Origin of the sequence: Pseudonocardia sp. 73-21 (assembly GCF_001899645.1) — a bacterium.
In the GTDB taxonomy this organism is placed as follows: domain Bacteria; phylum Actinomycetota; class Actinomycetes; order Mycobacteriales; family Pseudonocardiaceae; genus Pseudonocardia.
The window spans coordinates 1-13,727 of record NZ_MKVV01000101.1 but is presented as its reverse complement, the minus strand read 5'-3'; the positions used below and the strand labels follow the sequence as shown (position 1 = coordinate 13,727).

Sequence of the window (13,727 nt, the reverse complement as noted above, 5' to 3'; positions counted from 1 at the left end):
TCGTTGCGCAATCAGCCGCGGAATGGCTCGGCCATCGGGGCCCTTCATCTCGGCCGGTTCCATCCAGTCGTTGGTGGAGCCTGCGTCTGCTCGCGTCGGGACCGAGCGCCGCCGCGCAGGGCGTGCGTGGCGGCCTGCTCGATTGCTGGACCGAGCTCAGGGTCGGTCGGATCGGGTAGGACCCGACCGGGCGGACTGGCCTTGACCAGGGCAAGCGCGCAGGCGTAGTACAGCGCGACGTCGAGCCTTGGATCATGTGCGGTCGCGAGGGCGTGGAGCATTCCGGGGAGCGCCAGCAGTGCCCAGCTGGTGGTGTCCGGGGTGATGATGATCAGGCCGGATCGGCCACGTGCGGCATCGGTGAGGTCCCGACCACAGCCCAGCAGGTCGATAACCACCTCGACGTCGCGGGTGATACTGCGCAGCGGGAACCGGCCGGCATCGCGGCGATCCCAGCTGGTCAGCTCGCCGACACCGGCCGCCGCGAGCAGCGGACACAGCACCGGCATGGTCGCCGAGCCCGCGATCAGGACCCGGGTTTGTCGCGGTTGCATGCCACGACGACGCAGCGTTCCCAGCAGTGCCGCGGTCACGGCGACGGCCGCCATCGCCGCGACGGTGACCACGGGGAGGCCGCTGTCCTCGCCTGCCGCACAGTGCGCCCGGTTCGGGCGGATCACGAGGAACCGTCCGATCTCGGCTGGGAGACCACGCAACCCGGCGCTGAGTCTCATCGCGTCGTGGGCGACCACGCACACCGGCCGGGCGGCGGGCCCGGTCCGATCGTGGATCAGCGCCTCCCACCGGGACAGGACGGGTTCGACGGAAGCCACCCGGGAGGACCGGCTCCCGTCCGTATCGCTGCCGGCGTCGAGCACCACCACCGCGCAGGGGCGCGGGGCGCACCGCGGCGGGTGTTGATTCTGAGCCGGCTGTCCGCGACGCGGCGCAGGTCCCTGCGCTGGGGTCAACGAGGCCGCGCGTGCAGCGTGGTCGCGATCGATGGACACCGGACACCTCCCGGTCGACGCGAGGAGGCTGAGTAGCCGACCTTCGCGCAGGACTATCGTAACGCGATATATACTGATCCGGTGATCGAGCGGTGCACACGGCGTGGTGTCATGGGTCTCGTGGCGAGGGAGGCCGACGGCCCGGGATCGGAACCGCTGACGAAACAGGATTTCGAGGCGTTGGCCCAGTTTCGTTTCGGCATCCGCCACTACTTGCGCCTGAGCGAGGAGATCGTCCGCGCGGACGGGTTGACGCCCCAGCAGTACCAGCTGATGTTGGCGCTCAAAGGCTTCCCTGGTCGGGATTGGGCGACGGTGCGGGAGCTGGCCGAGCGGCTGCAGTTGCGCCATCACAGCGTGGGCGAGTTGGTCAACCGGGCCCAGAGCCAGGGCCTGGTCGAGCGTGCCGCCGACCCGGACGACGGCCGGGTGGTGCGGGTGCACCTGACCTCGGCGGGGCAGCGGGTCCTGGGGCGCCTCAGCTCGCTGCACCGTGCACAGCTCCTGCGGATGCAGACGGTGCTCACCCTCCCGAGCTGGAGCGAACCGCCGGAAAAAGGGCGCGCGACACCGGAATGAGCACGGCGCCGGATGGCCCGTGGTCGTGATCGGGTATCCCGCCACCAGCGGGCACAGCCACGTGCAGCACGGCGACCGGTGCACCGCTCTCCGGTCCGAGCAGGGGGCGGACCGTCGGCCGCCGGCCACCGGGCCACGCCGAGCTGAGGATGAGGGGATGTCGATGATGTTCATGGTGTTCTCCTTCGTCGCCTGGCCGGGGTGAGGTGGGCGACGCAGGCGCTCGGCTCGGCAAAGGGCTTCAGGCTGGCGACGGTGACTGGCGCCTGCAGCGCGTTCAAGGCGCCCTGCATGAGACCCAGGTGGAGCGGGCACACCAGGTCGCGGTGAGGTTCGGCAAGCTCCAGGAACGGGCAGTGCCGCAGCCGGACCCGGTCGGGAGGAGTGGGCCCTTCACTGACGGGTTCGGGCGCGAAGTCCAGCTCGTCGAGCATCGTGATCAGTCGGGTCGTGGCCTCGTCGCGGGTGATCATGTCGGGTGACGGGGTTCGGCGGGGGACCAGGTGCGCACCCCAGCTTCGACCCACGGCGGTCGCGGTCGCGGGGGGGTCGTCGCTCGTCGCGCTCAGCTGGCCGAGCAGGATCTCGGCGAGCAGCCGGTAGCGGCGGACCTCGCCGCGCGCCGATCCGGGACGGGCGCGATAGCCGACCCGCGGGCGGCCGCGACCTGTGGGTACCCCGGGGACGCGCTCGAGCACACCGTCGCTGACCAGGGCTTCGAGGTGGAACCGGGCGGTGTTGGGATGGACGCCGAGATGCTCGGCGACCTCGGGCACGCCTGCCACTCCATCGGTGGCACGGCGTACGGCGCCGAGCACCCGTTCGCGGCGTTCATTCATCGTCGTCACCTGTTCCCGGTTGGGGTGGTTGCCCCGCGACCAGCGGGGTGTCGGTCGCGACAGCGCCGATCTTCATTGCCCCACCCGGGCTGCCCAGGGGGGCGTCCCGACCGGGAAGGGTCTCGTCGAAGAAGCGAGCGTTGTCCTCGGTGTGGACGGCCCACTTCTCGGGCAGGTCGTCCTCGAAGTAGATCGCCTCGACCGGGCAGACCGGCTCGCAGGCGCCGCAGTCGATGCACTCGTCGGGGTGGATGTAGAGGGAGCGCCCGCCCTCGTAGATGCAGTCGACGGGGCACTCGTCCACGCAGGCACGGTCCTTGATGTCGACGCAGGGCAGCGCGATCACGTACGTCACTCAGATCCTCCTCCATGCCTGTGCGAGCTAGTTAACACTAAAAACACTGGTGCAAATAGTGTTTGAATGGTCGACTGCAAGCGAGGCCGCGCGGCGTGTCGTGGCGGGACAGGAGGGAAGATCGTGACGTCGACGTCCGAGATCCACATTCAGGGCACCTGCACGGACCCGACGCAGCGGGCCCAGGCGGTTCTGAGGTATCTCAATGCCGAGGTGCTCGCCGACCTCGCTGCGAAGGTCGTCCTGGCGACCGAGCTGGACCTGTCGCCGGCCCATCGGGAGACCGCGCAGAATGGGCTCGTGGCGTTCTGTTCCGATCGGCTGCTCGGACACCTGGCGGCCACCGACCGCGCGCTCTACGCGGTGGCCGCCGGAGCCGCGGAGACGCGGCTGCTGGTGCGGACGCTCCGCGCCCACCATCGCCTCATCGCCGAGCGGATCGCCGAGCTGGACCACGCCGGCAGCGCCGGCGAGGTCACCGCCGCGGCGCATGCGCTCGCCGCGTTGCTGGGCGCCTGCCAGCTGATCGAGCGGGACGTGCTCGTGCCGGCACTGGCAGCGTTACCGGGGGTCGATCTGTCCGTGCTGGTCGAGGACGTGACCCTCTTGCTCGACGGGGGCATCCTCGAGACCCCGGAGATTCTCGACGTGCGGGAGATCCCCCACGGCCGACGACACCCCCGCATCTTCGGGAGCTACGCGCGGCTCGCCGCCGGGCAGTCCTTCGTCCTGGTCAACAACCATGATCCGAAACCGCTGCGCCGCGAGTTTCAGGCGACCTTCCCCGACCAGTTCGGATGGGATTATCTGGAGTCGGGTCCGGACCGGTGGCAGGTCCGCATCGCGCGACTCTCCGTGGATGGGTGATCAGTCGATGTGTGACGTGCCGAGCGTGCTGCACGACCTCCAGCCGCTCCTCGCCGACCACTCCGCACAGCCGTCTGGGGTGGTGTGGCGGCTGGCCGAGGGCGGCCGCCAGCTCGACGCCAACGTGCTGAACCTGCCCGCCGGTCAGACGATCGACAACCACGCCGAACCCGACCTCGACGTGCTCCTGGTGATCGTCGCGGGCAGCGTAACGATGGGCACCGAAACGGGACTGCTCACGCTCGTGCCCGGGGAGCTGGTGTGGCTGCCCCGTGGCTCCACCCGCAGCTTCACCGCTGGCACCGACGGCGTCGCCTACCTGACCGTGCACCAGCGCCGGCCAGGTATGCAGATCCGCTCAAGCGGCCTCGTCCGTCCGGCGGCAGCCAACCTGTGACCATCAGAGTGACGATGCGTCGATGCCGACACCCCCGTTCGTCCACGGCCTCGCCCTGCCCACCCACCTGTTCGGCCGTCGGCTTCCGTCGGTGCAGGGTCGAGATGAGCGCCACTGCAAGCTCGTCGGGCAGCCCGGGCTCCACCACCCGGTGATGCCCTTCGCGCCCGTCTCACGATCGGGGAGAACGATCCGGTCCCGCCTCCGAAGGGGACAGGACCGGATCAGACACTGCGGAGCGATCGAGATGAGGGTCAGGCGCCGCTGCGGACCGCCGCCTCGATCTTGTCGCCGATCTGCTTGTCGATGTTGCGCCAGTACTCGAAGGCGCGGGCCAGCACCGGCTCGCTCACGCCGTCGGAGAGGTGGCCGGCCACGTTGCCGACGAGCCGCTCACGCTGCTCGTCGTCGAGCACGTCGCGGACCAGCGTGCCGGCCTGGCCCCAGTCGTCGTCCTCGGCCCGCAGCGTGTACGCGGCGCGCACCATGTCACCGTCGGCGTACCAGAGACCAGCGTCGTCGGTGCGCGACGGATCCGCCTTCGGGCCGCCGTAGGAGTTGGGCGCATACACCGGGTCGGAGACGTTCACGGTCCGTCCCACGCCGTCCTTGCTGTAACTGTGGACCGGGACCTTCGGCGCGTTGACCGGGATCTGCTTGTAGTTCACGCCGAGCCGGGCGCGGTGCGCGTCGGAGTAGGCGAAGCTACGGCCGAGCAGCATCTTGTCCGGGCTCAGACCGATCCCGGGGACGAGGTTGTTCGGCTCGAACGCGGCCTGCTCGTTCTCTGTGTGGTAGTCGGTCAGGTTGCGGTTCAGGGTCATCTTGCCGACCTCGATCAGCGGGTAGTCGCTGTGCGGCCACACCTTCGTCAGGTCGAACGGGTTGAACCGGTAGGTCTTGGCGTCCTCGAACGGCATGATCTGCATGTGCAGCGTCCAGCTCGGGAACTCCCCGCGCTCGATCGAGCTGTAGAGGTCGCGCTGGTGGTAGTCGGCGTCCTCGCCGGCGATGCGGTCGGCGTCGGCCTGGGTGAGGAACTCGATGCCCTGGTCGGTCTTGAAGTGGTACTTCACCCAGAACTTCTCGCCACCGGCGTTGACCCACATGTAGGTGTGGCTCGAGTAGCCGTTCATGTGCCGCCACGAGCGCGGGATGCCCCGGTCGCCCATCAGCCAGGCCAGCATGTGCCCCGACTCGGGCGAGAGCGTCCAGAAGTCCCACTGCATGTCGTGGTCGCGCAGGTTGTTGGCCGCGCGCCGCTTCTGCGAGCGGATGAAGTGCTGGAACTTCAGAGGGTCGCGCATGAAGAAGATCGGCACGTTGTTGCCGACCATGTCGTAGTTGCCCTCGGACGTGTAGAACTTCAGCGAGAAGCCCCGGGGATCGCGCCAGGTGTCGGGGCTGCCGCGCTCGCCGGCCACGGTGGAGAAGCGCGACACCATCTCGGTCTTGACGCCGGGCTGCAGGAAGGCCGCTCGGGTGTAGGCGCTGATATCGTGGGTCACCTCGAACTCGCCGAACGCGCCACCGCCCTTGGCGTGCGGCTGGCGCTCCGGGATGCGCTCCCGGTTGAACTGCGCCATCTGCTCGATCAGGTAGTGGTCATGCAGCAGGATCGGGCCGTCTGCGCCCAAGGTCAGCGAGTGCTCGTCACTCGCGACGGGCGCGCCTCCGTCGGTGGTCGTATGACGCGGTTCGGTTGCGGTCACGGTGTCTCCTTCGTGGGTCGGGTCTGGTCGTGGTGGCGCGGTGATGTCCGGCATGGGGGCAGAGATCCCAGAAGATGATCTCGGCTTCGTCGAGCAGGTAGCCGGCGCCCCGCGGAGCCTTGTGGCCGGAGCTGGCGTCGGTGAGGTTGCCGCAGCGCCAGCAGCGATCAGGCGTATCCGCCGTCGGCATCGCGCCGCACTCGAGGCACAGCCGGTGCGCCCAACAGACGGGTCACCGGACTCGGCCGTATCTGGGCCGTGTCGCTCGCGGTCCACGTGATCAGCCCCCGATCCGTGTCGTCATCGGGAGCTCTGGTCATCGTCGCGCTGGGTCTCGCGGCTCCGGGCCGGCGCCGCAGCGTCCGACGGTGCCGGGACCCGCCCGAGGTGCGCCTCGGCCCGGGCCCGCTCGGCCACGTGGGGGTAGTGCAGGTCGAACGCGGGGCGCTCCGACCGGATGCGGGGCAGCTCGGTGAAGTTGTGCCGCGGCGGTGGGCACGAGGTGGCCCACTCCAGCGAGTTCCCGAACCCCCACGGGTCGTCGACGGTCACGACCCGGCCGTACCGGTAGGACTTGAACACGTTGTAGATGAACGGCAGCGCCGAGGCGCCGAGCACGAACGCCCCGATGGAGGAGATCGCGTTGAGCACGGTGAACCCGTCGGTGGGCAGATAGTCCGCGTAGCGGCGGGGCATGCCGATGTTGCCCAGCCAGTGCTGCACCAGGAACGTCAGGTGGAACCCGATGAACGTCAGCCAGAAGTGGATCTTGCCGAGGGTCTCGTCGAGCATCCGGCCGGTCATCTTCGGGAACCAGAAGTAGATGCCGCCATAGGTGGCGAACACGATCGTGCCGAACAGCACGTAGTGGAAGTGCGCCACCACGAAGTAGGTGTCGGTGACGTGGAAGTCGATCGGCGGCGAAGCGAGTAGGACCCCGGTCAGCCCGCCGAACAGGAACGTCACTGCGAACCCGAGCGCGAACATCATCGGTGTCTCGAAGGTCAGCTTGCCCTTCCACATGGTGCCGACCCAGTTCACGAAGTGGATGCCGGTCGGGATGGCGATCAGGAAGCTGGTGAAGGAGAAGAAGAGCAACAGCACCGCGCCGGTGGCGTACATGTGGTGTGCCCACACCGCCGCGGACAGCACCGCGATCGAGATCAGCGCGTAGACCATGCCCTTGTAGCCGAACAGCGGTTTGCGGGAGAAGACAGGCAGGATCTCGGAGATGATCCCGAAGAACGGCAGCGCGACGATGTAGACCTCGGGGTGGCCGAAGAACCAGAACAGGTGCTGCCACAGGATCGCGCCGCCGTTGGCCGGGTCGAACACGTGCGCGCCCAGCTTGCGGTCGGCGAGCAGTCCGAACAGCGCCGCGGTGAGTACCGGGAACGCGATCAGGACGAGGATCGAGGTGACGAAGATGGACCACACGAACAGCGGCATCCGGAACATGGTCATGCCCGGTGCGCGCAGGCAGACGATGGTGGTCAGGAAGTTGACGCCACCCAGGATGGTGCCCAGCCCGGCGACGATCAGGCCGGTGATCCACAGGTCGCCGCCGACGCCGGGGGAGTGGATGGCGTCCGAGAGCGGGGTGTAGGCGAACCAGCCGAAGTCCGCCGCGCCGCCCGGGGTCAGGAACCCGGACAGCACGATCAGTCCGCCGAAGAGGAACAGCCAGTAGGAGAAGGCGTTGAGCCGCGGGAACGCGACGTCCGGCGCGCCGATCTGCAACGGGACGATGTAGTTGGCGAAGCCGAACAAGGTGGGGGTGGCGTAGAGCAGCAGCATGATCGTGCCGTGCATGGTGAACAGCTGGTTGTACTGCTCATCGGACAGGAACTGTAATCCGGGCTGCGCGAGCTCGGCGCGCATCAGCAGCGCCATCGCCCCACCGACCATGAAGAACCCGAACGACGTGACCAGGTAGAGGATCGCGATGTCCTTGGGATCGGTGGTGTGCAGCATCTTCAGCAGCACCGATCCCTTGGCCGAGCGCCGTGCCGGGTAGGGACGCGACGTGATCGGCTCCGGGCGCGGGACGGTGGCGGTCATGGCGGCCTCTGATCCGGTGAGAGTGGTGAGCCGACGGCGAGCTCGCGGGCCGGCTGTCCGCACGGTCGGCGGCCGGTTGAACCGGTTGCCGATGGAACTCCGAGTCCGGCGGGCGCGGCGCGATTCGGGCCGTGTCCGGCGGTCATGCCGGCAACCGGAGAACGAGCAGGACGCCGAGGACCACCAGCAGTACGACCTTGGCGCCTTCCAACGCGATGTAGGCCAGGTGCAGGTGCGACCGCGGTGGGGTTTCACCAGCCAGGATCATGCGGGTGCGCCCATTCAATCGGGGCCGGAGCACGCCGACCTGGACGGCCAGCAGTATCCATAGCGCGACCAGTACGGCGGTCACGGCATCGGGGCCGACACCGGTGGTGCCGACGATCATCGCTGTGGTGAGCGCGGCGGCGAGGACGAGTTCGGCCGCGGTGAGGGCCCGGAAGACCAGGCGACCGATGCCCAGCCCCAGCGCGACGGTGATCCCGGGCGCCCGGAATTTCAGTGGTGTCTCCAGAAACGAGATCCCCAGTACCGCCCCCAGCCAGGTGAACGGGACACCGACCTGTACCAGCTCGGCGAGGCCGGGCCTCATGACCGGACCCCGACCGGCTCCGGGCGCGTTGTCGGGGACGGTCCGCCGCTGGGGGTGATGCGTGCGACGCACAGGTGCGGCTGCACGAACGGTGTCAGGCTGCTCGTCGTGGCCGATGCCCCCAGCTCGTCCAGCGCACCGCGGAGCAGCCCCTGATGCATCGAGCACACCACCTCCGGGTGCTCGAGGGCGACGGCCCGAAACGGGCAGGCGTGCAGCCGCAACTGCAGGGCGTCGCCTTCGCGGGCGATCTCGGGTTCGAAGCCGAGCTCGGCGAACAGGGCGCTGACCTGAGTCACGGCGTCCTCGGTGGTGACATGGGTCGAGGATCGGGCGGCGAAGCCCTGCTGCTTGGCTGTGGCGCGGCCGGCGCTCTCGGCGCGCTGCGCGCGTTCGCCGGGGGTGTCGGCCCAGTGTGCGGCGAGCACGGCGGCGAGCAGCTGGTAGCCGGCGGGCTCGCCAGAGCCGGGGGCCGAGCTCCCGGCGCTGGTCGCGGTGTAGCGCAGCCGCGGTCGCCCGCGTGACCCGGAGCTGTCGGGCTCGCTGCGTACCAGGCCCGCCTCGCTGAGGATCTGGAGGTGGAACCGCACCGTGTTGAGGTGCAGGCCGCAGATCGCCGCCAGCTCCCGGGCGTCGAGCGCGCGGTCACTGGCACGCAGCGCGTCCAGCAACCGCAGCCGGCTGGCCGCGGCCAGCGCACCGTGCATCCTGTTGCGCTCAACCATCCCGCTCGTCACCACCTCTCCTGGACCGGGTGTTCGGGCGATGGGTGCGGCGTGGGCCGGGCCGGACCGACTGTTCCGCGATCCTCTCGGCCGCGATCGAGACCGCCGCCTCTCCGCACGCTCATGCTCCTGACCCTAATTAAAACTATGACGCTAGTCTAATCTCTCGGATGATGGAGTCCAGCGATCGACAGGAGGGGCCGCCGTGGCCGATGTGGTGGCAGTACCACGAACGAGGCGGCATGCAAGTGCTCGGGTGAGAATGACGGATGTGGCCGTCCCGTCCGGGGGCTGCCGAGTATGAGGTCCCTCGAAGTCGTCCCGCTCCTGCTGACACCCATCTGTCACCCGGCGCCGCCGGGGTCGTCGGGCGATGTGGTCCGGATCAGCGACGGAGTCAGTACCGTGTTCCTGCTGCCCGAGGACTTCGCCGCGGCCAGCGATGCCGACGTGCGTTCGCTGCTTGCCCGACGGGCCGCGGATTCGCCCCCGAGGTGAGCGGCAGCCCGCTACGCACAGCGCGCTGAGCAGGAGGCCGCCGGGTTCGGCGACGTCGGCCTGGGGAAGGGCCGGGCGAGGCCTGGCCGCCCGATCCGCGGCCCGTGATGCGCGATGGTGTGTTCGGCGATCACGAGCTGTCCACAACAGCAGCGGATGAGGACGCCGAACGGGCGGCGTCGGCCAGCGGCACCGACGGGTCGGCGAGTCGTCGCGGGTCCATCGGCCGGCCGGCCCGGATCAGTTCCTGGATCGGTGCGATGCCCTCGTCCCACTGGTTGACGTGCATTCCGGCCACGACCCGGTCGCTGGCGAGCCAGAACACGTGGAACGCTGCCTCGTCGAGGTTTCCGCGGGTGACGACCGTGTCGTAGCCGCCGACCGGGAACCAGCCGGCGTACTCCATGCCGATCTCGTACTGGTCGGTGAAGAAGTAGGGGAGGCGGTCGTCGACGACGTCGTGGTCGAGCATGCTGCGTGCCGCGGCCGGGCCCCCGTGCAGGGCGTTGGCCCAGTGCTCGACACGGATCCAGGCACCGTAGCGGGGGTAGAAGGCGTTGGCGACGTCGCCGGCGGCGTAGACATCGGGGTCGGTGGTGCGCAGGTACTCGTCGACGAGGATGCCGTTGTCGACGGCCAGCCCGGTCCCATCGGCCAGCTCGGTGCAGGGCCGGGCCCCGATACCGACGATCACGACGTCGGCCGGGATCTCGTCGCCGTCGTCGGTGACCACCGCGCGGACGTGGCCGGTGCCGCGGAGTTCGGTGACGCCACGGCCGAGGCGGAGATCGACTCCGTGGCGGCGGTGCACGTCGGCGAAGAAGGCCCCCATCTGCTGGCCGAGTGCGGCCTGCAGCGGCACGGCCTGCGGCTCGATGACGGTCACCTCGCAGCCGTATCCGCGGGCTGCGGCCGCGGTCTCCAGCCCGATCCACCCCGCGCCCACGACCACGACCCGATCGCCGGCCTGGATCGCCTCGCGCAGCCGTGCGGAGTCCTGGAGCGTGCGCAGGTAGTGCACGCCGTCCAGGCCGGCACCGGGCACGGCCAGGCGGCGGGGGAGGGCCCCGGTGGCGAGGAGCACCTTGCTGTAGTCGAGCCGTTCGCCGCCGTCGAGTTCGACCTGGTGCGCAGCTCGGTCGAGGCCGGTGACGCGGCGGTCGAGCCGCAGCTCGACGGCGTGTTCGGCATACCAGCCCTCCTCGTGGACGTAGAGCGAGGCCTGCTCCGCGGCGCCGGTGAGGTAGCCCTTGGACAGCGGGGGCCGTTCGTAGGGGCGTCCGGATTCGGAGCCGATCAGCACGATCCGCCCGTCGAAGCCTTCCTCGCGCAGGGTCTGGGCGGCCTTGGCCCCGGCCAGGCCGGCGCCGATGATGACGAAGATCGGGTTGGTGCTCATCGCGGTGGTGTCTTCCTCTCATCGGGAGGGGGTGTCTCGGACTGCGCTGCTGGTGAGGTGTGGAGGCGCTCGGCGAGCAACGTGGCGAGCTGCGCCCCGGACGCCGCGAACGTGGCGACGCCCGCGGTCTCCAGGGTCGTGACGACCTGGTCGTAGTCGACGCCGGCCGCGGCGAGCCCGTCGAGGATCGACCGGGCCTCGTCACGGCGGCCCCGAACGGTGTCGCCGCGCAGCCTTGCGTGGTCGGCGACGGCGTCCAGTGTCGCCTCGGGCATCGTGTTCACGACCCCGGCGGTGACGAGGTCAGCCACGTAGCGGGTGTCGTCGTAGCCGGGGTCCTTCACCCCGGTGGACGCCCACAGCGGTCGCTGCGGTCGGGCCCCGGCGGCGGCGAGGCGCGCCCAGCGGTCGGAGCCGAGGACCTCGTCGTGATGGGCGAAGGCGAGGACGGCGTTGGCAACAGCGGCCCTGCCGCGCAGGGTGGCGACCGCGGGTGTGGCGATCTCGTCGAGGCGGGCGTCGATCGCGGTGTCGACCCGGCTGATGAAGAACGAGGCAACCGAGGCCAACTGTGACAGGTCGCGTCCGGCAGCGGCGGCGCGTTCCATGCCGTCGAGGAAGGCGTCCACCACGGCGGCGTAGCGCTGCAAAGAGAAGATCAAGGTGACGTTGATGCTGATGCCCTCGGCCAGGCAGGGTGCGATCGCGGCGACCCCGGCCTCGGTCGCCGGGATCTTGATGAACAGGTTGGGGCGGTCGACGAGCCACCACAACGCGCGGGCCTCGGCGACGGTGTTGCCGGTGTGGCGCGCCAGCCGGGCGTCGACCTCGATCGAGACCCGTCCATCGACGCCGTCAGTGGCGTTGTAGACGGGTCGCAGCACGTCACACGCCCAGCGGACGTCGAAGGTGGTGATCATCCGGGTGGCCTCGTCGACACCGACCCCGCGGGCGGCGAGATCCCTGATCTGTTCGTCGTAGAGGTCGCTGCCGGCGATCGCGGCGGCGAAGATGGTCGGGTTGGACGTCACTCCCACGACGTGGCGATCCCTGATCAGGCCGGCCAGGGTTCCCGAGGCCAGCCGCACCCGGGACAGGTCGTCGAGCCAGATCGACACCCCGGCCGCGGACAGCTCGGCGAGCGGGTCAGGCACGGGAGGCTCCGGTCAGGGCGAAGAACTCCTGCCGCGAGCGCGCGTCGTCGCGCAGCACGCCACGCAGGGCGGAGGTCACGGTGCGCGAGCCGGTGGCCCGGACCCCGCGCAGTGACATGCACAGGTGCTCCGCCTCGATCACCACCCCGACGCCCTTCGGGCTCAGGTCCTGCTGGAGCCGGTCGGCGACCTGCTGGGTCAGGCGTTCCTGCACCTGCAGGTCACGGGCGAAGTGCTCGACGATCCGAGCCAGCTTGGACAGGCCGAGGATCCGCACGCCGGGCAGGTAGCCGACGTGGGCGACCCCGTGGAAGGGCAGCAGGTGGTGCTCGCACAGCGACTGCACCGGGATGGCGGTGGCGAGCACCAGCTCGTCGTAGCCCTCGTCGTTGGGGAAGGTCGTCAGCTCGAACGCGCGCGGGGTGAGCAGTTCCGCGTAGGCGCGGGCCACCCGGCCCGGGGTGCCCACCAGGTGCTCGTCGGTCGGGTCCTTGCCCAGTGCGACGAGCAGGGCGGTCACCGCGCGCTCCGCGGCGGGCCGGTCAACCTGCTCCCGGCGGGAGATGACGCGCAGGTTCCGTCGCCGCCCGGGGGCGGAGTGCTCCGGGACGGCCGTGCCCGGTTCGGCGGCGCTCATGACGTACGGGGGGAGTGGGCGTGGCGTCCCGGGGGGTAGCGGTGGGTCGGCACCTCGGCGGACATGAGGACTCCATCTATATGCAACACAGTTATCTGATAGAAGGACGTTAGCCGTGGAGTTCGCCTTTCGTCAACAGTAGTTGGTTATAGACTGTGGCCATGCAGGAGAAGCAGGTCGCCGCCCTCGCCGCGCTGGACGAGCCCACCCGGCGCCGGCTCTACGACCACGTTGCGCGCCAACCCGACCCGGTCAGCCGTGATGACGCCGCCGCGGCCCTGGGTCTGCCGCGTGCGACCGTGGCGTTCCACCTCGACCGTCTGGCCGACGAAGGACTTCTCGACGTCGTCTTCGCGCGGCGCACCGGTCGGACCGGGCCCGGCGCCGGGCGCCCGGCGAAGCTCTACGAGCGATCGGCCTGCGAGGTGGCCGTGTCGCTGCCCGAGCGGCACTACGCCCTGGCCGGACAGCTGCTCGCAGCCGCGCTCGAGGAGGCTGACCGATCCGGCGACTCACCCCGTGCGGTGCTGGGTCGCCGCGCCTACGCGGCGGGCAGGAACCTGGCGGAGACTGCAGACCCCGCCTTCGACCCGTGGGCCGTGGCCATGGCCCTGCTCGAAGGCCAGGGATACGAACCCCGCATGGAGGGCTCGGAGGTTGCGCTGGTCAACTGCCCCTTCCACGCTCTGGCGCAAGAACACGCCGAACTTGTCTGCGGAATGAACATCCGGCTGATCGACGGCGTTCTCGACGGCATCGGCTCCACCGGCCTCACCGCGCACCTGCGCCCCACCCCGAACCGCTGCTGCGTACGCCTCGAAGCCAGATCGAGCCTGTCGCGTAACTGCCCGGGCTGGGGCGGGAATGGTGATCAGCGCGTTGTCGTCTGTCGGCCTCCATCG

General features: G+C 69.7%; 14 protein-coding genes. 4 read left to right on the top strand and 10 right to left on the bottom strand.

Annotated elements, in window-relative coordinates; all coding sequences use genetic code 11:
- Positions 1-44 precede the first annotated feature (44 nt).
- On the bottom strand, positions 45-884 hold the full coding sequence (locus BGP03_RS32730) for a hypothetical protein (protein WP_298798075.1): 840 nt from the start codon (positions 882-884) through the stop codon (positions 45-47).
- A 207-nt stretch (positions 885-1,091) separates the two neighbouring features.
- Between BGP03_RS32730 and BGP03_RS32725 the strand changes: the two genes are divergently transcribed.
- Positions 1,092-1,589: a MarR family winged helix-turn-helix transcriptional regulator gene (locus BGP03_RS32725; RefSeq protein WP_298798072.1), complete on the top strand. Its 498-nt coding sequence runs from the start codon at positions 1,092-1,094 to the stop codon at positions 1,587-1,589.
- A gap of 170 nt (positions 1,590-1,759) precedes the next feature.
- Here the strand turns inward: BGP03_RS32725 and BGP03_RS32720 are convergent, their stop codons facing one another.
- Both BGP03_RS32720 and fdxA read right to left on the bottom strand, forming a co-directional pair.
- Positions 1,760-2,428, bottom strand: coding sequence for a helix-turn-helix domain-containing protein (locus tag BGP03_RS32720; RefSeq protein WP_296366935.1), 669 nt, complete (start codon positions 2,426-2,428; stop codon positions 1,760-1,762).
- Entirely contained in the window at positions 2,421-2,783 is a 363-nt protein-coding gene (gene fdxA / locus BGP03_RS32715; protein ID WP_296366936.1) for a ferredoxin, read from the bottom strand. The genes BGP03_RS32720 and fdxA overlap by 8 nt, the downstream gene beginning before the upstream one ends.
- Before the next feature lie 123 nt (positions 2,784-2,906).
- Here fdxA and BGP03_RS32710 point away from each other — a divergent pair, with 123 nt between their 5' ends.
- Positions 2,907-3,650, top strand: a complete 744-nt coding sequence (locus tag BGP03_RS32710) for a DUF2249 domain-containing protein (RefSeq protein ID WP_296366937.1) — start codon at positions 2,907-2,909, stop codon at positions 3,648-3,650.
- On the top strand, positions 3,643-4,047 hold the full coding sequence (locus tag BGP03_RS32705; protein ID WP_296366939.1) for a hypothetical protein: 405 nt from the start codon (positions 3,643-3,645) through the stop codon (positions 4,045-4,047). The genes BGP03_RS32710 and BGP03_RS32705 overlap by 8 nt, the downstream gene beginning before the upstream one ends.
- Positions 4,048-4,301: 254 nt before the next feature.
- Here the strand turns inward: BGP03_RS32705 and BGP03_RS32700 are convergent, their stop codons facing one another.
- The 7 genes from BGP03_RS32700 to folE form a co-directional block, all read right to left on the bottom strand.
- Positions 4,302-5,759: a catalase gene (locus tag BGP03_RS32700; RefSeq protein ID WP_296366941.1), complete on the bottom strand. Its 1,458-nt coding sequence runs from the start codon at positions 5,757-5,759 to the stop codon at positions 4,302-4,304.
- A gap of 300 nt (positions 5,760-6,059) precedes the next feature.
- Positions 6,060-7,820, bottom strand: a complete 1,761-nt coding sequence (gene ctaD / locus BGP03_RS32695; protein WP_299738629.1) for a cytochrome c oxidase subunit I — start codon at positions 7,818-7,820, stop codon at positions 6,060-6,062.
- A 142-nt stretch (positions 7,821-7,962) separates the two neighbouring features.
- Positions 7,963-8,412 carry a hypothetical protein gene (locus tag BGP03_RS32690; protein ID WP_296366944.1) on the bottom strand — a complete coding sequence of 150 codons (450 nt, stop codon included), beginning with the start codon at positions 8,410-8,412 and terminating at the stop codon, positions 7,963-7,965.
- Positions 8,409-9,149 (bottom strand): helix-turn-helix domain-containing protein, encoded by a 741-nt coding sequence (locus BGP03_RS32685; protein ID WP_298798068.1) that lies wholly within the window; start codon positions 9,147-9,149, stop codon positions 8,409-8,411. The genes BGP03_RS32690 and BGP03_RS32685 overlap by 4 nt, the downstream gene beginning before the upstream one ends.
- 616 nt (positions 9,150-9,765) lie before the next feature.
- A complete protein-coding gene (locus BGP03_RS32680) occupies positions 9,766-11,034 on the bottom strand; it encodes an FAD-dependent oxidoreductase (RefSeq protein WP_298798065.1) in 1,269 nt (422 codons plus the stop codon).
- Positions 11,031-12,188, bottom strand: a complete 1,158-nt coding sequence (tal, locus tag BGP03_RS32675; RefSeq protein WP_296366950.1) for a transaldolase — start codon at positions 12,186-12,188, stop codon at positions 11,031-11,033. Before tal ends, BGP03_RS32680 begins: the two co-directional genes overlap by 4 nt.
- Positions 12,181-12,825 (bottom strand): GTP cyclohydrolase I FolE, encoded by a 645-nt coding sequence (folE, locus tag BGP03_RS32670; RefSeq protein ID WP_296366953.1) that lies wholly within the window; start codon positions 12,823-12,825, stop codon positions 12,181-12,183. Before folE ends, tal begins: the two co-directional genes overlap by 8 nt.
- A 161-nt stretch (positions 12,826-12,986) precedes the next feature.
- On the opposite strand from folE, the gene BGP03_RS32665 reads away from it, so the two are divergent.
- The coding region (locus BGP03_RS32665; RefSeq protein WP_299738649.1) for a helix-turn-helix domain-containing protein at positions 12,987-13,727 on the top strand (741 nt) is incomplete at its 3' end.